Here is a 24,721-nt window from a genome sequence, read left to right as displayed (position 1 = left end):
GAGAGCCTCCGATCGCTGCGTTACCGTTAGGCAAACTTTGACGATCAATCAAGGATTAATCATGGTGCGATCGCTCTATACATTCTGGAATCAACTTCTGCGGAAAATTCGCAACATTCTGCAATCTGCATTCCAATTACCGTTCCAACTTTGGGTGGCTAGCCTAGTGGCGATCGGGTTGGCGCTGTTTTGGCAGCCCTCCCAAGCGCTGGCTTGGAAACCTACTACCCACGTCTATCTCGGCCAACAAGCTCTCAACGATGCCCTCGATGATGGCAAGGTCACAATTCCCCGCGTGGACTACGAAAAGGGCGAAATTACAGGCACGATCGGTACCTATGCCGTAGATCCGACCATCCTCGCCGCCCTGCGTAGCAATGCTGCCCAATACCGCGCAGGCATCCTTGGCCCCGACGCCTACCCCGATATCCTGACCGGGCAGCAGGTGATTCACCCCTCAGATCAAGAAACAGGGATTTCCGGCGGCTCGAATACTTGGCTCCAGTACCTCTGGGATCGCGCTAATACGGCCAATACTCCGGCCATTCGTGCCTTTACCGTGGGCTACCTCACCCATGCGGCGGGGGACATGTACGGCCACACCTTTGTCAATAACTTTTCCGGCGGTTCCTTTGCTATCACGCCGCCTAAAGGCCCAGCCAACGCCATTAAACACATTGTTGTAGAAGGGTATACCGATAAACGCCTGGATTCTAGAGCACTGGATGCTAATTTCTTTAATGCCAGTATCGATGGCGTTTCCGATTTTATTTACAGCAATATGATCGATGCCCGTCCGGGGACGGCGCTTGATGGTCAACTGTTACGCAATGGTGGTGGTGGCACGGAATTTTCAGTGCCTCGCATTTATTCCACAATGCGGGCTAAATTGCAACGGGAAATCGATGGTTACTACGCCACCAAGGCCGACTACGATCGCCGGATTGACAATTGCAGATTGACAGACTTCACCTGTTCCAAGACGATTCTTCTAGCGCAGAAAGCGGCTTACATGACCGCGAATGCGATTCCGACGACGTATAAAGAAGCTTGGCGGGATGACATTGACAGCGGGCTGCGGGCTTGGCCAGGAGTGAGTCATGAAGTAGCCAAAGCGTTATTTTTTAATCCAGCCCGATCGGCGGATACCCAACGGGCAGAGGATGTCTTGCAACGGTACGTGACGGATCATTTGCTGTCCATGTCCGGTGCCCCGGATTTTGTCGGACTGACTGCGGGAGCCATTAGTGACATCGTGGCTGCAATCACACCGGACTTCCTATTACAACCGATTCGGCAACTCAAGGAAGATTTGCTGAACACCATGCTGAAAGCGGCGATCGGCATGACGAAACAGGAACTCAAGCAATACCTCACCAGTCCGGACAAATACTTTGACCAAGTGCTGGGCAGTGGTGCCGGGGAAAACACAAACCTGAAAGCGTTTAACTCCAAGTACCTAAAAATTAGCGATCCGGGTTATAGCAATCCCAGCGAATCCTTTAATCCCCAAGTCATGGCCGCCGCTTACAACACCATGACGATGAGTAAGTTAATCATGCTGGGGCAAGGCGAAATTAACCGCTTGATGAGTGATCTGGGTAGCCCTGCCCGGTTACAGACCGCCAATGTCATGCTGGGCTTTATTCGCACGTTGGATGGGGACAACCAATGGCCCAATGGCATGGTGCTGGCACGGGATTGTAATGCCTATCGCCAAGTGTTTATGAAACAACCAGGTGAAACGGGTTGCACAGTGGCGAATAATCCCACCCCAACACCCCAACCGGCTGCGTTGCAATGGGTCGCAGCATCCGGTGGTCAGGTTCCGGGCGGTGCAGTGCTAGGTGGCCAGGAACCGGGGCGGAGTTTATACATCTGCCGTGCGGGGTATCAAAATGGTGTCCATCCCGGTAAGGTGGTAGCTAGCAATTGCAACATCAGCTACGGCGGACGGGAAATTGAAATCCGCAATTACGAAGTGCTGACGAATCCCGGACAACGATCGCTGCGGTGGGTCACAGCATCCGGCGGACAGGTTCCAGGCGGTGCAGTGCTAGGTGGCCAGGAGCCAGGGCGGAGTTTATACATCTGCCGCGCAGGATATCAAAACGGGGTTCATCCCGGCAAAGTGGTGGCGAGTAATTGCAACATCGGCTATGGCGGCAAGGAAATCGAAATCCGCAGTTATGAGGTATTAACTGCTCCGTAAAACTTGTTTTTTCTGATGCCTGAAAAAGCAATAGTGTTGAAACCGCAGCAGGCTTCAAATGAGAGGCCAGTCCATGGGCAACTTTAGCCCCTACACTTTAGCCTCTACTTTTTTACCATGAGTTTGTTAGTCGAAGAGCAACAGTTTTTCGACTAACAATTCTTTGTAAACCCTAAGCCTTTGCCTCCTAATGAAGACATTACTGGAGCTTCAACACAAAAGTGATCTGCTTTTTAGTAGATCACTTTTGTGAATAATCAAATCTCTGAAAGATATGCCAGGAGGCGAACTGAAACCGCCGACACGAGAATTGAAAATCCTCGATTCGATACTCACCCTGTAAGGATTTCAGCCCTTAGTTTTGACCTTTCCCCCAATTTTCCCCCAATCCTTACTTTTTTGGGTATTATCAGGGATTCTTGACAATTGTTGGGAAAACTTCTGAAGCCATGCGATCTACTTTAGGTGAAGTAGGAAATTTGGGATGGCTAGGCTGTTGTTTTTGATTGAGTTGCACCATGACGAAGGTTTCCAGGACGGCGACAAGCCGAGCGATTTTCTGCTCTAGGGAAGATTCATGGAACAACTAAAAAAGACACTTCTGTTGCCCCATAAAATTTGTCTAAATGGTGATTACCGTTGTGAGTAATCACCTCTCCTTGTCCGGAGAAAATCCGAGACACTCGAAAGCGATGATAGTTAGCTATTAGCGATGGCAAGGTTATGTAGTGGATCTGACACTTTGGGTAGAGTTGTTGATCGAGTTGTGGTAGGGAATACCAAGGACACCTCATGTCAGCGTGATGAGCATTGTGATAACCAAAATTAAGCAGTATTAGATTGAGCCAGGGATAGCGCTGAGAAATGACATTTGAAAAAGTATTCGCTTGCTCATAAGCTGAAGCTTCTTCTAGAGGAACGTCTTGAAACTCTTTAGGTAGGGAAACTCCAACAGGAAGCGATTCATAAGTATGTTGAAACGCATCCATAAACCTTAAAATGTGAATCCAACTAACATAAGCTACAAAGTATAGTAATAGAGCTTTTATGGAGATTGCTCCCAGCATAGTCAACAAGTAGCCGCGAACTAACAAAATTGCCATAACACGGGTACGATCGTGCCTACGCTCAATCTGTCTGAAAGGAGCAAGCATCAGTCGAATTCGCAAGAAGAATGCTAGCGAGGGGATATATAGCCACTCTAACGCTAAGAAGGTAAATCTGAGTGGTAATGGAAGCGAATCAAGAAATACAACGATGTTAAATCGGCAATAATCAATACGATTTGTATGATGTGCAATGTGCATTCGCACCAACTCAGAAAACTGAACATAGCAACTACCATTTAGCCACAGCATTACGTTGCCTCCAATTGCATTCCATCTTAGATGCGAAAAAATGTTGGCGTGCATAAACTCGTGAGCAAGATAAGTCGCTAAGGTCAAACTGTGGGTTAGCAGCAGCACTCCCACAACGTTCAAGAGTCCGGTAGGTAATAAAGTGAGTCCAATTCCTAAACTATAGCTACTTAAGGTGTAAAGAATAGCGAGTCCGTTCCACAATAGTTTTTTAGAAGCTAAATCCCGTTGAAAGCGAGTTCTTCTGGACACCATATGTGAACTAAATCCCTTTCTATCATCTAAAGTAGAAGCAAAATTTAAGTGGGCTAGGATTCCTGAAATAGCACTGTACTCAGGTACCGCTCCCCAAAGCTTGGCTGTATAAAGACGATCAACTTTCCTGCATTCTCCGGACGTTTTGCCAACTGAATTGCTGCACTTAAGTTTGCCCCAGCAGAAATGCCTGATAGTAAGCCTTCTTCACGAGCCAATCTGCGGCTATAGTAAATTGCATCCTCGTCCTTGACCTGAATTACTTCATCGATCAACTCTAAGCGCATCACCTCAGGCACAAATCCTGCGCCAATTCCCTGGATTTTATGCATCCCTGCTTGCCCACCGGATAGCACCGGACTGTTTTTGGGTTCGACTGCGATCGCTTGAATCTCTGGCTTTCTTTGTTTGAGTGCTTCAGCTAATCCCGTAATTGTGCCGCCTGTTCCTACCCCTGCTACAACCATATCAATCTGTCCATCGGTGTCTGCCCATATTTCCTCGGCGGTTGTTTCCCGATGAATTTTAGGATTAGCAGGATTCCTAAATTGGTTCAACATAAATGCATTGGGAATCGTTGCAACCAATTCCATTGCACGATCGATCGCTCCTTGGCTAAATAGATGTCCTGGTGTCAATTCTAACTCTGCTCCGTAGGCCTTTAACATTGCCCGCCGTTCTAAACTCATCGTTTCTGGCATAGCGACAATCAGTCGATATCCTTTTGCAGCAGCGACCATCGCTAGAGCAATTCCGGTGTTTCCTGTCGTTGGCTCTACTAACACGGTTTTACCCGGTTCAATCAGACCAGCGGCTTCTGCAGCTTCAACCATGCTGATCCCAATACGATCCTTGACAGAAGCCGCTGGGTTCATCCCCTCTAACTTGACCACAATGCGTGCCATACAGCCTTCTGTTCTAGGAATTCGATTGAGTTGTACTAGGGGAGTGCAACCAATTAACTTAGTCACATCATAGGCAATCCGCATGGTTTCATCTCCGCAACTTAAACAAGAATTGTGACGAATCATTAAACATCAACATTCCACCCAATAATGGTATTGAGTGGAGATGTCGTGTCTTTGACTGTGAAGGTCACTGCACAATAGTTGCGTTGATTTAACCTTTTGGCAATGGGACAAGGGCATTGATCATCTGGGAGAACAGAAAAGTCATGCCAATACCGCAAATTACAAATCCAGTTGATCGTAAACCAGCAGCAAACTGTGACCGTTCTAGCAATCGTTTACCGAGCTTGAAGATGAGCGTTGCGACACCTAACTGAATGCAAGTAAAACCTAGCAAATAGGCTAGTACGGGAGTCATCTGTGCCCCAAAAATCGTCTCGCCGTAAGCATAGCCATGACAGACCCCTGCGATCGTGCTGAGTCCAATGACTGTTGCTGTTTTAAGGTCGTCTTTCCGAGTTAGCAGGATACCAAAGAGGAGAATTGATCCGGCAATCAGTAGTTCAATTCCTGGTAAATTGAGTCCGGTTAGGTGAAGTGCTGCACCTACCATCGCAGATAGGGTAAAAGCAATCGGAATCGCGATTCCTTGTCGTTTCACGGCGGCAAGTAGTCCGATCGCCACGACAAAGGCAAAGTGATCGATCCCAATTAGTGGATGTGCTAATCCTGACAGGAATCCTTCAAGAAAGTTACTCGGCGTTTTTCCTTCCATCGCGTGGTGAGCCATTGCGGGAGATGCAATCAGCAAGAAACCCGCGACGGTTAAGAGCATTAGCAACTTTGTGCTGAGGCGCTTGCCAAAGAGAGCTAATCTAGAAGCACTGCGTTGATGTATCATTCCGACCTCATGTATCGTACTTGTGGTGTTACTAGGTTAAAGCGGTAGAAGGTACATTCTCCTGAGCAATTAGTTCAGCCGTCCGCTGCTCTAGTTCCTCCGGTGAAATCAGATGAGAGTCCAAAGTTAATCGCTCTAAAGCCAACAGCCAGCGTTGATAATAGTCCCAGTCCGGGTCATCCTTGCAGTGCGTGGCTTCCCACTCCGCAATCGAAGCAATTAAACCCTGGCGGAAATCCTCCCACTCGTAGTGTCCTTTTTTCGACAGCGCGATCGCCATGCCAAACGCCCGTCCTTCCCAAGGTCTTGCAAACAAGAGTTCCCCATTACTGCGGGGAGGTGCATTTGGATCAACTAACATACTAGCGGCAGCAAACTGCTCAAATTTGACCTGCATTTCACACTCTCCTACTGTGTCCTAAGCAGAAACAAAAACCTTTGCTGCACCTTGCATGGATTCAGGAGTAACGATCGCAGCTAGTTGCTCTTCTGTCCAATTCTCTGTTCCATGCGGACGCTCTGGGACAACAAACCACCGAATTTGGGCACTCGTATCCCAGACTCGAATTTCAGTGGATTCGGGAATATCTAGCCCAAACTCCTGTAATACTTTACGCGGTTCCCGAATGGCTCTGGCTCGAAAAGTTGGATCTTTAAACCAGTAGGGCGGCAACCCCAAAACGGGCCACGGATAACAGGAACACATGGTACAAACAATGAGATTGTGGACGTCAGGCGTATTTTCAACTGCCTTCATATGTTCACCCTCAGCACCTGCCATTCCTTGTGGAAAGTTCATTGATGCGATCGCAGACGGTGTATCTTCGAGCAAGTTTTGCTTAAACTCCGGATCAACCCAAGCTTTTGCTACAATTTGGGCACCATTAAACGGTCCCATGTCTTTCTCAAAGAATTCAATCACTTTATCAACGGTTGCACCTGTAATGATGCCTTTCTCAATTAGTAGTGACTCTAATGCTCTTACACGAGCAGCGCTGTAGGTTTCCCGATTAATGCTGTCAGTCATGACTCATATCCTCAATCGAACGAAATCAATCTCACCCAAAATTAAGCCGGATCTTCTAGATAAGCTTCAAAGATTTGCACATAAATCCACGTTTTCGGCTCGGTCAAATTGCCCCAAATCTCATGAGAATCAAACTTGACGTTATAGATAGGCATCGGGTCGCCCACACCATCTCCCGTTGGGAAGTAATAATTGTAGGCTCCTTCATAGACGACATCAACCACTCCCTGCTTCGTTCGCAGATAGCCTGGGAGCTTGCAGTGGTCGGTTGGAGGCGGATTTCTGACCGTAACCACATCACCAACCTTGAACTTCGGCTGAATCTCAACGTCACATCTGGGTGAATCTCCAACCCGCAAATACTCCATTACTTGACCGTCGATCGCAGGTTCTCCCCCTTGAGGTAACGGCGCATCTGGCTTTTCCAGATAGGCAGCTGTTTTTGAATCAAGTTCTTCTTTGGTAACATAGCCTGATTCAACAAAGAAGCCAGAGATTCCACCCAGCCACTTTTCGTAGTAACGGTACTTGAAGTAATCGAAGGGATTCATCCCCTCTGCACCTTTACGAAGATGTCCCCAAGTCCAGAAACTCTTGAACCGAGTTGGCACTGTTTTGACTGATTTCAGATGGTTACTTAACGCCATCATTGCCACGTGAATGCCAAAAATGCGTTCTTCCCAGGGCTGAACAAACACTCGTTTCTCAAAACTAGAGGGTTCTAGTCCTTCTATTCCACCAATGTAGTGCTGTAGCTTCATATCTTTTCTCTCCTGTTTGAGAACTAGTAATAGAACTGTTTTCACCTTGTCTAAACGCGGGTTTGCTCTCTAGCAGGCACACCTTCCCTTGTCATCGCATCTCCCCACATTTCAGAGAGATAGCCAAAGATGCCGCCTAATATCATTGCTGCTGCTGCAACTAATGCTGGGTTTTCTAGTCCTGGAGTAGTAATTGCTTTACCTGTTGCAATCGTAGTTCCGACCGTAGAGGCAAAGCCCCAAACAATTGCAGGAATCGCCCTGAGTAGAGGAACCTTAGAAGCTTGAACCATCGCTGCACTACCAATTCCAACACAGATGGCACCCATCACAGGATTGCTCCCTAGTGCTGAGATCGATAGTAGTGTCAGAGAAGCGATTGCAATTCCGGTTAGGTTAGACGCAATGCTCTGTTTCAAACCAGAGGACTTGCCGCCTAAGATAAAGAAGGAGGCCCAAGCAATAAATGTAACCCACACAGGTACAAGAATGAGCGTTGCTGTGAGATAGGTATCAACGGCTCCTAAAACACCAATGCTGACACTGTATGCATCTAGCTTTTTCATACAATTAGTCCTGATTGCAAATCGTTGTGAGAGTACTTTGCTCAAGCAAAATTTAGATTAAACATGACTGAAACCCGCCTTTTAGGTCTGCTTCCGGTAGCGATCGTCCGATAAATACCATTTCATTCCGACGCGGTTCGTCTGATCTCCAAGGTCTGCCAGGTCTACCCTCAAGCAACATATGCACACCTTGAAGCACAAACCTCCGATCCTCATCATCGACATTCAAAATACCTTTCATCCGAAAAATGTTTTGCCCTTGAATCTGAACAAGTTGGTTTAACCAAGTAGTAAGTTTGTCACCATTTACAACACCCGATTCGACGATCGAGATAGAGAAAACGGTTTCATCATGCTCATGCGCTGATTCATCTAGAAATGCTGGATCAATGGATAAAGCATTCTTGAGATCAAATGCTTTGACTCCCAAGATTGAATCAAGCGACAAATTGCAGTTCTGAGTTCGATAAATTTTGGCACAAGCATTGATGGCTCGAATTTGATTCTCCAACTGCTCAATCTGCTGGCGTGGAACGAGATCAATCTTGTTGAGAAGAATAACATCCGCAAATGCAACTTGTTCTTGCGCCTCGCTGCTGTCCCAATGTTCCCAAATGTGTTTTGCATCTACAACGGTAACAACTGCATCTAACTGAGTTTTAGACCGCATTGTTTCGTCTACAAAAAACGACTGGATAACAGGTGCTGGATCGGCTAAACCAGTCGTTTCAATGACCAAACAATCAAACTTTTCACGTTTTTCTAACAAGTTTCCAACAATGCGAATTAGGTCACCTCGAACTGTGCAGCAGATACAACCGTTGTTCATTTCTAAGATTTCTTCATCAGCATTCACAACAAGTTGGCTATCAATTCCCACATCTCCAAACTCATTCACAATCACAGCAATCTTCTTGCCATGTTGATAGTGAAGAATTTGATTCAGCAGCGTCGTTTTGCCTGAGCCAAGATAACCTGTAATAACCGTAACGGGAATAGGACTACTCAGCATAACCATTAGTGCAGATTCCTATGATTTAACTACTGGGGATCCAATTACGTTGAAGGAACAGATAACTGCGTTTCTCACTTTGCTTTATCTTCTTGTGCCTATTAATCTCATCAATGACTCTTGAAAAAAGTAGTGCTTGAGACAAAAGGGACAGAAGGTTGAATTTCTATTCCGAAGCAGAAGAAGATTCACACTTTCTTGCAGTGAAGAATTGAGTTTTTTGCCTCTAGACTTAATACCGAACTTCCTATTGGTGATGTATCTCCTGAGCCAACCTAAAAAAGATCAGTCACTTCAAATCTCCTTATCAAAGATATAGTTTGATAAGAAGTATCGGAAGATAAAATCAACCATTTACAACCAGTAACAAATTGAGAACTTTCTTTTACAAAGCGTTCCATCAGTAGCAAGCAGTTTCTTCGGAATAGCTGACAGATTAAATGAGGTGACAAATAAAAGTCAAAGCGTTTTCTGTATCTCATCTATCACAAAAACAGATAGATAGGATACCTTCTTATCGCCCATTCTCTGAAAAAATCTTGTTTAACATACCATAACGACTCTCCTTAGGTCTATGGAACGAAAGCGTCAAAGCAAGATAAAGCTGGCACAACTTCATGCCTTCATTGCAGTCGCGGAGCACAGTAGCTTTAGTGATGCGGCTCTTGAGCTAGAGATGGCACAATCAGCAGTTAGTAACGCGATCGCGGCGTTGGAATCGGATTTAGGGATTCCTTTATTTTCCCGTGGCCGTCATGGTGCGGATCTAACTCCCGCTGGTGAGAAGATCCTTACCCACGCTCAACAAATTATTCATCTCCAAGAACAAATTCTGAAAGAGGCGAATTTGATAAGTAGCCTTCAGCAAGGCAAGGTTCGTCTAACCTCAATTCGGAGTGTTGCGACTCACCTCTTGCCAACAATCATTGCTCAGTTTCAGCAACAGTTTCCAGGAGTCACTGTGAGCGTAATCGAGCAATTTGATGAACAGAGTGTTGAGGATGATTTGTGTAAGGGACGGGCTGATATTGGCTTTACAGATGACCTAATGAACTCTGAGTTTGAAACTTGGGAATTCTTACAAGATGAGTTTGTCGTGTTGTTGCCACTCTCCTACACGGAAGCGCAGTTTAAATTGAGTTGGGAGCAGCTTAAAGCTTATCCACTGATTGTCGCTACCAATGGATTTAGCTCTGACAAGTATGCCTATGAACACTGTGCTAGATTCTGCAAAGCATTGCAGCCTGCCTATCATGCTAAATCTGACTCAACGATCGTCAACATGGTTGCGCAGGGACTAGGAGTTGCTATTCTGCCGCGTTTAGCGGCTGAGCCAGTTCCCCCCAACGTTTATATCCGTAGCTTACCTACTCCTTTTTTTAGAACAATTCGCATGGCTATCGTCGCTAAACGTTCTCATTCTCCTCATGTATTTGCATTCATGGAATTTTTGAAGACTTCTGAATGTCTCCGCAATCAATCTTCTCTAAGAAATTTTGGTGTTTCACCAGTTGATTCTGTGACACTTTCAGGCTGATTATTTTTCGGTCATATAGGTAGCCGTGCATAAGCAATTTTAGAGCGTTGAATATAGATAGAGACAATTAGTTTGCTCATCTAGAATTTCTGAACTTCCCTAGCGTTGCAGTCATCCTTCTTGGAAGTAACCTAAATCAGTTGGGCAAGAATTTGCTATGTTTTTTACAGCCCAGTCGTTTCCAACACCTGCTTATCATTGAGTAGCCGAATCACGCCGGCTATGGAGTGCTTAGTGAGAGAACAGCTTTCGCTCAGAAGGTGATACATTTGAGACAGTTGCAACATTTCCACACACAGAACCAGTCCTGCGGTGATACCCATAAAAGATAGAACTAATTGAAACTGTACTTTGTTAATGAATGAGATCGTAATGAATGAGATCGCATTTACGAACAAAGATAGAACCATATCAAAGGCAATTCCTACATGAGATCAGGGGAGCAAAAATTTGTAAAATTCGTTGCGCCATAGTGCTGATCAATCATCTTTGCATTGGTTCCTGTCCATCGCCCGATCGCTGTTCTATTGATATGCTCCTCAACACATAAATTAATTAAGGTATGTCTGCACTGATAGCTCTTTCGGTCAGCAACACGACATTTCGCGATAATTGACTTCCAAGCACAATTAGCAAAATTGTGTTGGTTGAATAACTTGGGGATTTGCCAAGAAATAATATCCCCTCTTCATTCCCCTACCCTCCTACTATTTTACTCTCCTACCCCTACCCAATTGGGATTTTATTTATGCGCTGTTCCCTTGCCTCTCGGACTTTTGAAGATTAGTTCTTCAGGATTGACTTTCTTAGATCGAATATCCGCTAAGATTGCTAAACCTACCTAAAAACACCCAGTAGAAAAGTTAAACTACCAGACAGGATTGCCAGAGGCCAAGCCGGGAAGATAATTCCTTTGGGTTTTTGGCTTGATTCGTCTAAATGCCAGGAGGCGGACTTGAACCGCCGACACGAGGATTTTCAGTCCTCTGCTCTACCGACTGAGCTATCCCGGCTTGTTTGCTTTCTTGCGAGCGCTTAATTAAATTAACAAACCCTTCTAAGTTTTGCAACCCCTTTTGCAAAATTTCTGAAACTTTTTCCGAACTGCTAAAAAGGTAAGACGCTGTGGAGGGCATTCCAGGCTGTTTTGGAGTAAGCTTGAGGCAAACTTCTGCAAAAACTTGCCACGTTTTTGTTCTCCGTTTCTATTCTGCCCAATCTGGACAAGGTTGATTGGAGTAACCTGCTTCCCTTGAGTCGTCCTTGGGAACCGGATATTGGTAGAGACAGAACCGGAAAACGGTTAACGTGATAGGTATTCCTTGCCACATTTATTTAGGATTGGTCATTCCTAGTCTAAAAGTCTATGATTCGCCGACGCTCTACGCCTTGGATCCATCGCTGGTCACGCCCTATTATTGGGGGAATCGCAACCTTAGGGGTGATCAATACGGCTTACTTAACCTATCTACGCTTTTTTGCCGTAGGTGACTCTTGCCCCACCCAAACCTGTGCGGTGCTAAGCAGCCGCTATGCCACGATCTTTGGGCAACCCCTTTCGCTGTTCGGTCTGCTCGCTTATTTTGCGATCGCCATCTTGGCCCTCAGTCCGTTGCTGTTTAAGGGCGAAGAAAGCCTATCCACCCGCAAAAAACTGGAAGATATCACTTGGCCACTGCTGTTTTTAGGCACAACAGCGATGCTGATTTTCAGTGGCTACTTGATGTATGTCATGTTCTCGGAATTTGTCTTTGGGGGCCGATCTCTAGGGTGGGGTGGGCTTTGTCCCTTCTGTTTGTTCTCTGCCATCTGCGCAACCGCTATGTTTGTGGTCTGCTTATTGGGGCGAGATTGGGACGATCGAGGGCAACTGGCCTTCATGGGTGTCATTGTCAGCATGGTGACATTGGTAAGCACCTTAGCCATCTACGCCCCGCAACAGGATACCGCCAGTGCCAGTACGATCGGCGACGCCCAGGGAAATGTCTATTTCTTAGTAGATGCCACATCCGGTGAATCGGAAGTCCAATTGGCCAAGCACCTGAAGGCATCTGGAGCCAAAATGTACGGTGCGTTTTGGTGTCCCCACTGCTGCGAACAAAAGCAGTTGTTTGGCAAAGAAGCCATGAAGGAAATGGATTACGTGGAATGTGCAGAAGGCGGAAAAGACGCCCAAGTTAATACTTGTAAAACGTCCTTAGATGCAGCCGCCCAACAAACAGGACAAGCTCCCGGCTTTCCCACTTGGTTCGTTGGGGGCAAATACTACGCTGGACGGCAAACTCTAGCGGAGTTAGCAAAAAATTCGGGATACACCGGGCCACAGAACTTTAAGAATGAGTTTCGCGTCTGTCGCCAACCTTAACAAGTTGTTAACCTGATCGATCGGAATCAATAATCCCCCTATTCGTGTAGGAGCAGAGGAATCCTTTCTCTGCTCTTTTTTATGGCTCGATCGGTTCTGCAACCGTTCGGTCTAGGGGAGGCTTATAACCATGTTCAAAGGCATAACGAACCAGTTGCGATCGATTTTCCAGTTGTAACTTGTTGAGAATATTACTGAGGTGGGTTTGAACAGTGCGGGGACTGACAAAAAGATGTTCACCGATTTGCTTATTGGTATAGCCCTGGATCACTTGCCAAAAAACTTTTTCTTCGGCAGGCGTTAGCGGTAGCGGGTGGGGCGCGGTTTGGGGTTCCGGGGCGTGACTGACTTGCTGAAGCAAGCGAATAATTTCAGCATGGGTTCGTCGGGAACGTTCCAACTGTGCTTCAATCTTGGCCAAAAGTTCACGGGGTTCAAAGGGTTTAATTAAATAATCATCTGCCCCCATAGAATGGCCCTGGACGCGATCTTCAACATCGGCGCGACTGGAGAGGAAAATAAATGGCAGGAGTTGCCCAACACGGCTTGCCCGTACCCGGCGGCAGAATTCATAGCCATCCATTTCCGGCATCAGCACATCGGAAACAATCAAATCTGGAGGATCCTGCTCAAACAGCGTTAGCGCATCTAGACCAGAAGCGGCATCCTGAACACAATATCCTCGCTTACTTAGATAGCGACTGAGAGCTGTACGGAGGGTGGTGTCATCATCAACAACAAGAATTTTTTTCATGCAGAATTGTCCTCGATCGGACAGGGTTAGGATCACAAGGTTGCACTGTTTCTGTAGTGCTAGGATGCCCAAATCATTGACTAGAATCGAAAATTATCGAAAATTCAGCCTTGGTGATACTGACCTCTGAGTCCCTGGACTTTCTAAGCAAGACCAGGGGTGCGCTAACGGACGACGATCGAGCATGCCATAGCCCCAACCCCCTGTTCTCAAGGCTCTGCAATGGATGAATCGGGCAAACAATACTGCTTCATTTCAAACTGCTCATTTCAAGAGCGGCATTGTCTGGAATCAGTAGAGAACAGCTTGTATTCATCGGGAACCCTGTTGATTGAGAAATTCCCATGATGATGAAACGAGTCGCATTAATTGGGTTAGGCGTGTTAGGGGCTGCGGGAGTCGGCATTGCGATCGCCTATCAACAAGCAACCAGCTTGCCCGACGGCTATCGAAACGCAGCCCAAACCTATCTCCTAGAACCAGATACGCTACAAGCAGAAGCGCGACAAGTTGAGCAAAAACTGCGATCGCTCAACCAGGAAAATGTGTCTGTTAGTTTAAGCCCAGCGGAAGTTAAGGTTCTGGTCACATCTACAATCGCTCAAGTCAGTCAACAGGTCAAAGCGTCCACTGCCATTAAGGGTATCCATACGGAAATTAAAAACAATCAACTCCAAGCAGGCGCTGTGGTCGATCTAGCAGAGTTGCAGCAGAGTCAACTCTCTCACCAAGAAAAAGCGCTACTACGGGACGCGATCCAACGGATTCCAGGATTTCACGATCGTCAAATTTATCTTGGCTTGGAAGGGCAACCTCGCATGGTCAATGGCCAAATTCAACTTGATCCAAATACCCAAGTCAAAGTAGGCAAGCTCAGTTTTTCGCTCAATCAAATTGCCCAGCGAGTAGGGGTTCCGCCGGAGCACCTTCAGAATCAAATTAACAGGACTCTGCCCCAATTCCTGTCTGAAATTTCTGCTAATTCTATAGAAGTTGACCAAGATCGAATCGTGCTGCGTCGAAATTAGTGATCGGTCAAGATTAATTGGTTGATGACACACAGATGTGCCCGGATGCAATCCCTAAAATAGCCCTTGAAAATGCACGATCGCTTGGCAAAATACAATCCAAATGGCGCTGGCAATACTGGCAAAGAAAACAGTAGCCAGGGCAGTCATCCCCAAACCAATCAGCATTAACAATCCATCATCTTCCAGTAATCCAATCACCAACGCTTCGATCGTGTAAGCGGGCAATAAATTAGTCAGTGGAATTGGCAAGGGAAGCGCCATTAAAGCTGCATTCCAAGCCATACAGAAGCCGATTAAGCGACGAATATTTCGGTTATGACTCACACGAACTAACCGAGTTTGAGAAAACTTTTCAACGGGATAGAGAACCCGTTCAATATTTTTGAGCAATCCTTGGGATAACTTAGGCGACATTTCTAACTGAGCCAGTCGATGGGGTAGCCAAGGTTGCTTAGCGCCCAATGCTAACTGCAACCCCATCAGGATCGTTCCTGCCCCCATCAAGGTGGAAAACCCCGCCAACGGAATCGGAACTGGAATCAACATCGGCAGAGTTAGCAATCCACTTAGAATCCCAAATCCCTGCTCGCCGGTGCGCTCTAACAAGGTTGCGATCGAAAGAGGGGTGTCTAAATGTTCTTCGAGCAAACCTTGAATAGTTACAGAGAGCTTCATAGGAACAAGGATGAAAGAGCGAGATAGCAAAAGAACCTTATTTAATAGAATTCCCGCTAACAAAGGTCAATTCCGCAAGAGAATTCTTGACAAATTGTATAAAAACTCGATCAATTGAAAATCTTTCTTCACATTCAGATCATCGTTGTGATGGATGTTCTTAGATGATTCCTCGAAATTGTCTCAGCTTCAATTCAGAACAAATGTAGCTCAATACAATACCCGTAAATGTTTCTAGATCGAGACATGCCTCCACCTAAGCATTCCCTCGTTCAGTATTTCTTGCACTCTAAAATATTTTTTCTTACCTAATAGTCTTCAGAAAAAGTTGTTTTTGCCTCGTTAAGGAGGTGGATTCTTCCACGAAGCAGGTGACTCAACAGGTAAGTTGCTTAACAGGTAGGTTACTTAACAGGTAGGTTACTTAACAGGTAGGTTACTTAACAGGTAAGTTGCTTAACCTAGGGAATTGATGTAACCCAGGAAATTCACTCAACTGAGAGGAGCCGGAAGATTACTAGCCGATAAGGGTAATAATTTCTCAATAGCTAAATTCGAGGCGATATGAGCAAGTTGGTGAAGATCAGTAGGGTCTGCTACGTGAGGTAAAACACCTAAAACTGGCAAATGGGTCAGCGTTTCAATCAGCGGAATATTCGCCCATTGATCCACTTCCTCAGCCGTAGCAGGAGTAATACAGTTCAGCACAATCCCTTTTAGATGTACCCGCGATCGCTCTGCCAGGGCCACATTTGCCACCGTCTGACCGATCGCCCCCAACTTCACCGGAACCACCAAGACTGCCGAGAGTCGCCAATCCCAAGCCAAGTCAGCCACTGTGGTTTCATGGGTCACGGGCGAACCGAGCCCGCCTAATCCTTCTACCAGAACCAAGTCATGGGTTTGTTTTAACTGGGTATAGGCATTCCAAACTAGGTCAAGGGGAATCGATCGACCTTCTCGATCCGCCGCTAGGGGAGGAGCCAAGGGAGCCTCGAAATGTAGCGGGTTGGCTATGGTGAGAGTAGGACTGGCTGCAAATAGACGCTGGTAATGTTCCCGATCGCCCACTCCGGTTTGAATCGGCTTCAAAATTCCCAGCGATCGCGGCTGGCAGTACAGACACCAATAGGCAGCCAACGCAGACGTTAGCAGCGTTTTACCTGCATCGGTATCGGTTCCCGTAATTAACAGTGAACTCACCCGCGATCGCTCCTTTGTACTACACAGAGTCATTGTACGAGATAGCGCCCAATCAATAGCGCCAACATTCCTCTCCGCCAGTCAATATTTACTCCAACGAATAAATATTGACTGGCGGACACATGGAACACTCACTATCCCACACTGACTACCTCACACTGACGGTTAGGGCAAATTCTACGGGTTCATTCGCACTGACATCAATTTGATAATCGCCTGTATCCGGGACAGGATTTTCCCAGGACTTGCCACCGCCTTCCAAAGGACTCCCATCAGGACGGCGCACAATAAAAGTCCCCCCTCCCTGAAGATTAATGCTGAGCGCTTGCCCTGCTTGGATACTCATTAAATAGCGGCGAATCACTTTGCTATCGGTCCGGCCTTGGATTTGGGTAGAACTTTGTCCCGGCGAGAAGGAAATTCGCTCCGTTTTGACTTCGGCCTCCGTAGGCGGAGTGGGCTCGATGCTCGGCGAGGAGGTCACCGACGGAGAGGGCGTCGGCACGATCGGATTCGCCAACTTCAACTCCAGTTTAAAGTCGGACTTAGACAGCCCCTGTACTGTTTTGAGCTGCACCGCATAATTACCATTAAAAGGAAGTTCGCCTTCCCAGAAGGGAACCCGTCTCGCCCGATCGAGGGGTTGGTCATCTGGCCCCAGAATCGTCATCAGAACGCCTTCTCCACCCAACGCCGCTGTCAGAGTCTGCCCCTGTTTCCCTGCGAAGTTAAAGGTCAGGGTTTGACTGGCTTGGAGTGGCCCCGTACGAGTCACAGGCTTGTCTGGGGTCAGATCCACCCGTTGGCTAATTTCTACATTGGTGGGGCTGGGACTGGGCTTCGGGGTCTTACTAGCACTAGGACTGGGACTAGCGCTGATCGTAACGGTGGGGGTCGGTGATGCCTGGGGTTGGGAACTAGAGCCGAGCGATCGCGCAATCACCCAGGAACCAATCCCGACCAAGGATAGCACCCCCACACCAATTAACCCCACTGCCCAGGGATCATCCAAAAGAGAACTGCGATTGGGAGGACTAGTTGGCGTCGATCGCCGTAGCCCTGCATTAGAACTCAGACTGGAGCCCGCATAGTCGGTACTTTCGGGAGGACGTCCCACCGCCACCGTTGCCATCTGGGAGGGTTGGGCTGGGGGCTGCTGCACGGGCAGGGTAACAGGCCCACCCGGAGCCGTCGGGGAAGAATTGCTGGGGGCCGATTGATAGGTGCCTGGTTGCCCAATATTTTGCAGCGCCTGTTGAATATCCAGGGCAGATTGGAAGCGCTGACTGGGCGTATAGCTCAACATCCGATTGACGATCTGCGCGAAGGCTGGACTGACTTGACACCAGCGCTGCCAATGCCAGGTCATCGTGCTGTCGTCCAGTAATTCTTGGGGTTCCCGGCCAGTTAACAGCACAACAACCGTTACAGCCAAGGCGTAGAGATCGCTGTTGGGGTAGGCTCGACCCGTTTGCATTTGTTCGATCGGCGCATAGCCCAGTTTACCAACGGTAGTGGATTGCTTGAGGGTATCGGGCACCTGAATCCGCGTTGCCAGTTCCTTCACTACACCAAAGTCAATCAGCACAGGCAGGCGATCGCGCTCCCGCAGAATCACATTATCTGGGGCAATGTCGCGGTGGATAATGCCCTTGCCATGGAGATAGGCCAGCACGGGCAAAACCTGCTGCATTAACTGGATGATTTCCGGTTCTGAGAAAACATAACCCTGACCTTTACGCTCTTCCAGCAAGGCGCGATAGGTTTTACCATCCACATAGTCTTGCACCAGGAAAAATCGCTGATTTTCCTCAAACATGGCGCGAAATTGTGGAATTTGGGGATGCTGAATCTGATACAGCGTTTGGGCTTCTCGCTGGAATAATTCCTTCGATTTTTCCAGGGCATATTCTCCCGTCTGGGGCAACACCAATTCCTTCAAAGCGCACAACTCATTAAAGCGAGCTTGATCTTCAGCCAGATAGGTTCTCCCAAAACCGCCCTGGCCCAAGATGCTCAGTAAACGATATCGGCTTTGAAGAACAGTCCCTATCGAAATCGGTGGTTGCATAGTCCTGAAAATGACTGAACAGTAAAACTGACTCTGAAATGAATTCTGAAACTAATCAAGTCTACTCGACCCAGCGAAATGTGACGCGAGAGAATCGGATTAGATTTCTCTACTGAAAACATATTACCCAGCTAAGCTTGAGTAGGGAATCAATCAATCGGAGATTAGGGATTTGCTAGGAAATAACAGCCCCGATTCATCCACCCACCTACTCACCCACTCACTTAACCCATTCACTGAAGATTTTATTTTGTACGCTGTTCCCTGACGTGAACGAATAACGTGTCCTGAAGGAATGGTTGCCTGGTTAGTTGCCTTAAGGAAGCAGCTTAGCCCCCTAATTTAACTTTGACGATCGCTTGCACTTTTTTGCCATCGGTTTTGCCCTTAAGCTGTTGCATAGCTGGCCCCATCACTTTGCCCATGTCCTTCGGGCTGGTGGCCCCCACTTGAGCAATGATCGCGTCGATCGCTTGAGCCACTTCATCGTCCGTCAGTTGTTGCGGAAGGAAGCCTTCAATGATGACTAATTCTTGGGCCTCCTGATCCGCTAAATCCTGCCGCCCAACGGACTGATATTGCTCGATCGCATCCCGCCGTTGCTTAGCCAGTTGCAGCAATGCCTCCATTTCTTGCTCTTCTGTCAAGACTTGTTGGCCAGATGGTCGCACGCTGACTTCCTTTTCCAGAAGAACTTTCTTGATGCTGCGGAGGGTTTCCAAGCGAACCTTCTCCCTAGCCTTCATAGCAGATTTGATCTCTTCGCTGATATGGTCGATGAGGCTTGCCATTTCACCTGTCCTTTCGTCAATAATCTTTCGAAAACAATATTTTCTTGTCTAACGGTCTTGGCAGACGGTCAAAAAATTTGGCACAATAGTTGGCACAGTTGGAACTTAAAATTACTCCGTAATTACTTTGTTCACTGTGCCAAAGAGCTAGCCAGAGAGCGGCCCAGAGAACTGTGTCAAAAAACTGTGCCAGGAACTAAGGTAACCCAACTCATTTCAATTGTAGTTTGGGTTTCGAAATTTCCTGAGCGACAGCACACCAGTCTTCTGTAGCCAAATTTCGATCTTCCATTTTTATTTCGATCGGTTAACTTACGATTTCGTTATTTGACAAAGATTTGACAAAGCCCCTTAGCAAATTAACAAACTTTCTTGGCAAGTTATATTGAAGTCTCCCATTTCTACCTTAACGACCTCCCAACTGCCGATTTCTGGCACAACTGTGCACAAGTACCGCAATTGGTGAGATAGTCTTTAAGCAAGATCTGGGACGATGTTCTCTGATCTCAGTGATAAGATTGCCGTGAATGCGTTCGAGGGCTTGACGTGATCAGTTCTGCGACTCTGACTCTCCCCATTGCTTCTGCTCCTATTGTTGATACTCATAACAATCGTCTCTGCTTACTAACGGGATCCGCGAATCCGGTGTTGGCACAAGAGGTGGCCCGTTATTTAGGGCTAGACCTTAGCCCAATGATTCGGAAGCGGTTTGCGGATGGCGAAATCTACGTCCAGATTTTGGAATCAATTCGGGGAAGTGATGTTTACATCATTCAACCCACTTGTCGTCCGGTCAATGATCATTTGATGGAACTCATGATCATGATTGATGCTTGCAAGCGGGCTTCGGCGCGGCAGGTAACGGCGGTTTTACCTTACTACGGCTATGCACGGGCCGATCGTAAAACCGCAGGCCGTGAGTCCATTACTGCAAAGTTAGCCGCTAACTTGCTAACTAAATCGGGGGCCAACCGGGTGTTAGCCATGGACTTGCACTCGGCTCAGATCCAAGGCTATTTCGATATTCCTTTGGATCATGTCTACGGTGCCCCCACGATCGTGGATTACCTGAAAAGCAAAAAGTTGGAAGACCTTGTCATTGTCTCTCCAGATGTTGGTGGGGTTGCCCGTGCCCGTGCCTTTGCCAATCGCCTAGGTGATGCACCGTTAGCCATCATTGACAAACGTCGTCAAGCCCATAACGTGGCTGAAGTGATGAACGTGGTGGGTGATGTGCGAGGGAAAACCGCCGTATTGGTTGATGACATGATTGATACCGCTGGTACGATTACCGAAGGCGCTAAGTTACTGCGTCGGGAAGGAGCAAGGCAAGTTTACGCCTGTGCAACCCATGCGGTATTCTCGCCACCGGCGATCGAACGTCTGTCGAGCGGATGCCTGGAAGAGGTGATTGTCACCAATACGATCCCTCTAACCGAAGATCAACGCTTCCCGCAGTTGACCATCCTGTCGGTAGCCAATGTTTTGGGAGAAACCATCTCTCGGATTCATGAAGATAGCTCAGTGAGTAGTATGTTTCGTTAGTACTGACTTGTCCTATGGGCATGGGCTAGGTAGTGTTGGGCAATGTTTTGATAGGGGGTTTGTTGATAGGCAGTTAGTTGAAGCGATCCCTGGAATATTTCCAGGTTAATCACAATCGCTAAGGCTGCTCCTATTTGTAAGCACGCTCACCCTAGGAAAATCTCTGCATCCAACTACTGTTCAGTCTCCTCAAATCACAATTGATCAAACGCTGTGAGGTTCAGAGACTCTGAATTGAGCAGCGAGGTGTACTGGCTATGGCGGGTACGCCTTTTTTATAAATGTGAGTTTGACAAGCACAATGGCCCCCCACCAATCCCCTATCCTGGGACGGAGAATTCACTGGGATGACGGAGGAGTAGCGTTCCCTGAAAGCACAGGGGGCAAGGTCGTTGCTCAGGCATGACATCAGAGCAAACTGCCTTGAGGGGAGACGTTCCCGGATTTATCAAACTCACGTTTCTATTAAGAATGGATTGATGATTGGGAATAGGTTGACGATTGAGAACAGGCTGAGCGGCAGTGATAGCTATAGCTATGATTGTTAGGACAATCATAATTGTTGCTTGCCAGACTTCCGATCCCCCTAAATCCCCCTATCTCCTGCGGAGAGGCTATGCCAAGAAAAAGGGCGACTTTGAAAGAATTTGGCCGAATATCCCCTTTTTTCTAGTGTCAGCGGCGCGTAGCGCGGGGGCTAGGTGGGATCGCATCTGTCGCATCAATGAATCAATTCGATATCACTGTCTTAAGCGCATTGGGCGCATTGGGCGCATTGACTATGAAACGGGACTATTGCAATAAAAATGGGCGATGAAAATCGCCCACCGAGGAATGTCTCACTTTAGCTATTGATTAGCGAGGTAATTGATAGCTGAAGTCAACTTCATTGACTGGAGATCATTTTCCAGATTTTTTTAAGGAAAGTTCGGCTCAAGACGTTGATCCGATCGATCGAGGCCGAGATCGTGCAGTTAATTCCAATCGTTATCCATACCCATAAATTCCAGTCGGCTACCACCAGGAATCTGCCAGTCTTCGTTTTCACCACCTACCACTAGGCGTTCTATCCCTACGAAATCTCGACTCAGTTGGTTGAGGGCGTTGATTAAAACATCGATCGCGATCGCATCACTAGTCCCCAAATCAAACCAACAGCGTCCCCAACTGCCTTCGTATTCAAATTCCCCCATGTTATGCATGAGGGCCATCATGGAGTTGTCTGCTTGGTCGTTGTCATAGGGCAGATAGCTAATTTCTAGCCCGACTTCTTGCACTTGCAAATTTTCAGCGTTGAATCCCCCAAGTTTTCCGAGGTAAAACCAAGAACTGAAGATCTCTTCCACATACTGTTTTTCCATCTCGGAAGGCACCGTGGGAAACTTTAGCCAGATCCAAAGATTGAACTGGTCAAATTCACGAAACTCAACTTGCATAGACTCAACATTGAAAGTAAACAGGCGAACAATCAGACAACAGAAAACTAAGAGCCAACTTCCGAGTTCAGTTGCGCCGGGATGGGATGACCTAAATCCAGCATGCTAACGCTGGCTGCCAACCCATGCTGTCCATACGTCCTCTACCGTTTGGCCACCATCCCTAATACCACCAAACTCTCGGCTCTTAATTTTCTCACACTCCCGATCGCTCCTGGGTTTTCCTCCAGATTTCTATACCCTGAAGATTCTGTGCCCAAGCAACCCCATTCAAGAATCACATTAGGGCGTTTTGCCCGCTTGGGCTCGCTGATTTGCCAGCCGTAGTTCCCGCTTGATTTGGTTCACTAATCCCGTAGGCAGTTGACCTTCCTTTTTCAGTGCATCTTCAAAGAATTTAATACTCTCTGGGAACTTACCTTGTTTGTAAAGAATTTGCCCTTTGAGATATTTCACCTCAGGGTTATCTGGCGTAGTCGCTAGGGCACGATCGACCGATGCCACCGCCTTGTCCAATTTCTTCAGATCTCGGTAGCCCCAAGCCAAACTGCGATCGGCAATGTATCTTGGCCCTGCTTTTTGTTCCAGCCGTTCGATCGCTTGATCGGGGTTGGACAGCGGCAAGCTAACATTCACCGCCAGCATCAGATCCATCGCGCCCTTGACCAAGTTCAATTCTGGATCGTTAGGGGAAACTTTTTCGGCCTCGTCTAATTTTTTAAACGCATCCTGCACTTTGCCGAGGGCCGTGGGCATTCCCCGCACCATCCCCTGGGTGTTAATGGTAGAAGCCGCTTCTAGAAAATTACCCACCGCAATGTAGAGATTGCCACGCAGGGGATCGGAAGTAGCCAACTTTTCCGCCGTTTCACGGGTCATGGTGGCGTTGGTCGTAAAGGTGCCCCCATCCCGCTGCATAAAGGCCAACGTCGCTTTGAGGGCGTAAACTAGAGGCTCACCACCTTCCTTCGCAGCAGCCTGATCCAAAAGTTCCAGGGTTTTGGGGCTGTAATCACCTTTTTCAAAAATGGCTTTGAACGCGGCTTCTGTCCTATCCCCGATCGGCTTGGGATTACTCGTCCTAAATGGATCCTTTGCAAAAGCCGGATTCGTGATAACTCCCAATAGCAATGCTGTACTGCTAGCCAATAGGCCCAAGCGTTGCGTCATAGGAAACGATCTAGCCCCAGAAATGTCACCAAAAGAATGTGTTTGTCTAGCCATTATTCGATTTGCCATGGGTGTATCCGATCGAGGATGTCTGCATTCTACTAGCGACTGATGACGCTGGCATCCCAGGGGAAGTTCCAAGCTAGATTTTGATTCAATGCTAAATTTGAATTCAACTCAAGCTTTCCTAGAATTCGTTCCATGGAATTCGGCGGTTATGGGGATCATTCGCTAAACTTGCATCAATCAGGTTTCTTCACCCTAGATACGGGCATGACTCAGAGATGAGCATGGCGATATCAGCATGGCGGTATCAGCATGATTAAGGGAATCCTGAAATAACCTACCCGAGCCAAGTGGAATGTTATACCTGCGAGATCTGTCCTACTATCCCACTGCCTGCCCCCAACCCATCCTCAATGCCATCAACCTCGACATGCCCACCCAGCAATTAGGACTGATTGTTGGGCCGAGCGGATCAGGCAAGAGTACCCTGTTGGAAATTTTGGCAGGCTTGGCAGAACCCACCAGCGGCAGCATGTTTTGGCGGGAGCAGGAGCTCACTTTTCTCCACATGCAACAACTCTGCGGCTTAGTGTTTCAGTTTCCCGAACGACATTTTTGTGGCGGAACGATTTTAGAAGAATTGCGCCTTGGTCATCCAGAACTTAGCAGCGATCGGATCCGAGAAGCCTTGGCTGAAGTAGGACTGGATCACCTCTCGCTACAAGCCTCTCCCCATGCCCTCAGTGGTGGCCAACAACGCCGTTTAGCCCTGGCAGTGCAACTGATTCGCCAACCGAACGTGCTGCTACTGGATGAACCCACCGCCGGATTGGATTGGTCAATGCGACGGCAACTGGTTAAACTCTTGGCAAAGTTAAAGGAGCATTGGACATTACTAGTCGTCTCCCACGATGCCTCGGAATTGCTGGAAATCGCCGATCGCTGTTGGCAAATCTCCCATGGCAACTTGAAGGAAGTGACGCCAACGGATCTACAACAACAGTTCATCGAGACTCAGGCGAGTTCCGGGCTGTCCCCGATCGCCTCCTGAGTCCAGCCTCCTACCGGACATTGGCAAGCAGGACGAAGGGAGAAGTGAGATGATGGAAAGTTGCGCGAACCGACGCTATTTTGGTT

Annotated in this window: 22 protein-coding genes and 1 tRNA gene; 6 read left to right on the top strand and 17 right to left on the bottom strand. The window is 47.6% G+C overall.

Going from position 1 to position 24,721, the window contains the following annotated elements; genetic code table 11:
- The first annotated feature begins 37 nt into the window (after positions 1 to 37).
- On the top strand, positions 38 to 2,212 hold the full coding sequence (locus ACN4EG_RS05470) for a DUF3421 domain-containing protein (protein WP_431628244.1): 2,175 nt from the start codon (positions 38 to 40) through the stop codon (positions 2,210 to 2,212).
- Between the two features lie 575 nt (positions 2,213 to 2,787).
- Here the strand turns inward: ACN4EG_RS05470 and ACN4EG_RS05465 are convergent.
- The 8 genes from ACN4EG_RS05465 to ACN4EG_RS05430 all read right to left on the bottom strand — a co-directional run bounded on the left by ACN4EG_RS05465 (position 2,788) and on the right by ACN4EG_RS05430 (position 9,000).
- Positions 2,788 to 3,825, bottom strand: coding sequence for a fatty acid desaturase (locus ACN4EG_RS05465; RefSeq protein ID WP_431628242.1), 1,038 nt, complete (start codon positions 3,823 to 3,825; stop codon positions 2,788 to 2,790).
- A gap of 53 nt (positions 3,826 to 3,878) precedes the next feature.
- Positions 3,879 to 4,814 (bottom strand): cysteine synthase A, encoded by a 936-nt coding sequence (cysK, locus tag ACN4EG_RS05460; protein WP_431628240.1) that lies wholly within the window; start codon positions 4,812 to 4,814, stop codon positions 3,879 to 3,881.
- A gap of 130 nt (positions 4,815 to 4,944) precedes the next feature.
- On the bottom strand, positions 4,945 to 5,634 hold the full coding sequence (locus ACN4EG_RS05455; protein WP_431628238.1) for a HupE/UreJ family protein: 690 nt from the start codon (positions 5,632 to 5,634) through the stop codon (positions 4,945 to 4,947).
- Positions 5,635 to 5,665: 31 nt separating this feature from the next.
- Positions 5,666 to 6,031, bottom strand: a complete 366-nt coding sequence (locus ACN4EG_RS05450; RefSeq protein ID WP_431628236.1) for a nitrile hydratase accessory protein — start codon at positions 6,029 to 6,031, stop codon at positions 5,666 to 5,668.
- Positions 6,032 to 6,052: 21 nt separating this feature from the next.
- Positions 6,053 to 6,661 (bottom strand): nitrile hydratase subunit alpha, encoded by a 609-nt coding sequence (gene nthA / locus ACN4EG_RS05445; protein ID WP_431628234.1) that lies wholly within the window; start codon positions 6,659 to 6,661, stop codon positions 6,053 to 6,055.
- 41 nt (positions 6,662 to 6,702) lie between these two features.
- The gene (gene nthB / locus ACN4EG_RS05440; protein WP_431628232.1) at positions 6,703 to 7,422 is read right to left on the bottom strand and encodes a nitrile hydratase subunit beta; all 720 of its coding nucleotides are present in this window, start codon (positions 7,420 to 7,422) and stop codon (positions 6,703 to 6,705) included.
- 50 nt (positions 7,423 to 7,472) lie between these two features.
- Positions 7,473 to 7,988 (bottom strand): DUF1097 domain-containing protein, encoded by a 516-nt coding sequence (locus tag ACN4EG_RS05435; RefSeq protein WP_431628230.1) that lies wholly within the window; start codon positions 7,986 to 7,988, stop codon positions 7,473 to 7,475.
- Positions 7,989 to 8,040: 52 nt separating this feature from the next.
- Complete coding sequence (locus ACN4EG_RS05430) at positions 8,041 to 9,000, bottom strand: CobW family GTP-binding protein (protein ID WP_431628228.1); 960 nt, start codon at positions 8,998 to 9,000, stop codon at positions 8,041 to 8,043.
- A gap of 574 nt (positions 9,001 to 9,574) precedes the next feature.
- On the opposite strand from ACN4EG_RS05430, the gene ACN4EG_RS05425 reads away from it, so the two are divergent.
- Complete coding sequence (locus tag ACN4EG_RS05425; protein WP_431628226.1) at positions 9,575 to 10,537, top strand: LysR family transcriptional regulator; 963 nt, start codon at positions 9,575 to 9,577, stop codon at positions 10,535 to 10,537.
- 164 nt (positions 10,538 to 10,701) lie between these two features.
- Here the strand turns inward: ACN4EG_RS05425 and ACN4EG_RS05420 are convergent, their stop codons facing one another.
- A complete protein-coding gene (locus ACN4EG_RS05420; protein WP_431628224.1) occupies positions 10,702 to 10,860 on the bottom strand; it encodes a hypothetical protein in 159 nt (52 codons plus the stop codon).
- A 617-nt stretch (positions 10,861 to 11,477) separates the two neighbouring features.
- A tRNA-Phe gene (locus ACN4EG_RS05415) sits at positions 11,478 to 11,550 on the bottom strand.
- Positions 11,551 to 11,903: 353 nt separating this feature from the next.
- Between ACN4EG_RS05415 and ACN4EG_RS05410 the strand changes: the two genes are divergently transcribed.
- Positions 11,904 to 12,902 carry a vitamin K epoxide reductase family protein gene (locus tag ACN4EG_RS05410; protein ID WP_431628222.1) on the top strand — a complete coding sequence of 333 codons (999 nt, stop codon included), beginning with the start codon at positions 11,904 to 11,906 and terminating at the stop codon, positions 12,900 to 12,902.
- A gap of 79 nt (positions 12,903 to 12,981) precedes the next feature.
- Here ACN4EG_RS05410 and ACN4EG_RS05405 read toward each other — a convergent pair whose 3' ends face one another.
- Positions 12,982 to 13,656 (bottom strand): response regulator transcription factor, encoded by a 675-nt coding sequence (locus ACN4EG_RS05405; RefSeq protein ID WP_431628220.1) that lies wholly within the window; start codon positions 13,654 to 13,656, stop codon positions 12,982 to 12,984.
- A gap of 344 nt (positions 13,657 to 14,000) precedes the next feature.
- On the opposite strand from ACN4EG_RS05405, the gene ACN4EG_RS05400 reads away from it, so the two are divergent.
- Complete coding sequence (locus ACN4EG_RS05400) at positions 14,001 to 14,684, top strand: hypothetical protein (RefSeq protein ID WP_431628219.1); 684 nt, start codon at positions 14,001 to 14,003, stop codon at positions 14,682 to 14,684.
- Positions 14,685 to 14,738: 54 nt separating this feature from the next.
- Here ACN4EG_RS05400 and ACN4EG_RS05395 read toward each other — a convergent pair whose 3' ends face one another.
- The 4 genes from ACN4EG_RS05395 to ACN4EG_RS05380 all read right to left on the bottom strand — a co-directional run bounded on the left by ACN4EG_RS05395 (position 14,739) and on the right by ACN4EG_RS05380 (position 19,427).
- Positions 14,739 to 15,362 (bottom strand): exopolysaccharide biosynthesis protein, encoded by a 624-nt coding sequence (locus tag ACN4EG_RS05395; protein WP_431628217.1) that lies wholly within the window; start codon positions 15,360 to 15,362, stop codon positions 14,739 to 14,741.
- 492 nt (positions 15,363 to 15,854) lie between these two features.
- Complete coding sequence (gene bioD, locus ACN4EG_RS05390; protein WP_431628215.1) at positions 15,855 to 16,598, bottom strand: dethiobiotin synthase; 744 nt, start codon at positions 16,596 to 16,598, stop codon at positions 15,855 to 15,857.
- A 115-nt stretch (positions 16,599 to 16,713) separates the two neighbouring features.
- Positions 16,714 to 18,636: a protein kinase domain-containing protein gene (locus ACN4EG_RS05385; protein ID WP_431628213.1), complete on the bottom strand. Its 1,923-nt coding sequence runs from the start codon at positions 18,634 to 18,636 to the stop codon at positions 16,714 to 16,716.
- A 329-nt stretch (positions 18,637 to 18,965) separates the two neighbouring features.
- Positions 18,966 to 19,427: a GatB/YqeY domain-containing protein gene (locus ACN4EG_RS05380; RefSeq protein WP_431628212.1), complete on the bottom strand. Its 462-nt coding sequence runs from the start codon at positions 19,425 to 19,427 to the stop codon at positions 18,966 to 18,968.
- A 546-nt stretch (positions 19,428 to 19,973) separates the two neighbouring features.
- On the opposite strand from ACN4EG_RS05380, the gene ACN4EG_RS05375 reads away from it, so the two are divergent.
- The gene (locus ACN4EG_RS05375; protein WP_431628210.1) at positions 19,974 to 20,972 is read left to right on the top strand and encodes a ribose-phosphate pyrophosphokinase; all 999 of its coding nucleotides are present in this window, start codon (positions 19,974 to 19,976) and stop codon (positions 20,970 to 20,972) included.
- Positions 20,973 to 21,946: 974 nt separating this feature from the next.
- Here ACN4EG_RS05375 and ACN4EG_RS05370 read toward each other — a convergent pair.
- Complete coding sequence (locus ACN4EG_RS05370) at positions 21,947 to 22,408, bottom strand: DUF3531 family protein (RefSeq protein WP_431628209.1); 462 nt, start codon at positions 22,406 to 22,408, stop codon at positions 21,947 to 21,949.
- Between the two features lie 282 nt (positions 22,409 to 22,690).
- Positions 22,691 to 23,578, bottom strand: coding sequence for a Sll0314/Alr1548 family TPR repeat-containing protein (locus tag ACN4EG_RS05365; protein ID WP_431628207.1), 888 nt, complete (start codon positions 23,576 to 23,578; stop codon positions 22,691 to 22,693).
- A 361-nt stretch (positions 23,579 to 23,939) separates the two neighbouring features.
- On the opposite strand from ACN4EG_RS05365, the gene ACN4EG_RS05360 reads away from it, so the two are divergent.
- The gene (locus ACN4EG_RS05360; RefSeq protein ID WP_431628205.1) at positions 23,940 to 24,635 is read left to right on the top strand and encodes an ABC transporter ATP-binding protein; all 696 of its coding nucleotides are present in this window, start codon (positions 23,940 to 23,942) and stop codon (positions 24,633 to 24,635) included.
- Positions 24,636 to 24,721 lie beyond the last annotated feature (86 nt).

The organism is Alkalinema pantanalense CENA528 (assembly GCF_050753345.1).
Taxonomy (GTDB): Bacteria; Cyanobacteriota; Cyanobacteriia; order Leptolyngbyales; family Leptolyngbyaceae; genus Alkalinema; species Alkalinema pantanalense.
The sequence above is the reverse complement of the archived record's forward strand: the minus strand, read 5'-3'. Positions and strand labels throughout refer to the sequence as shown.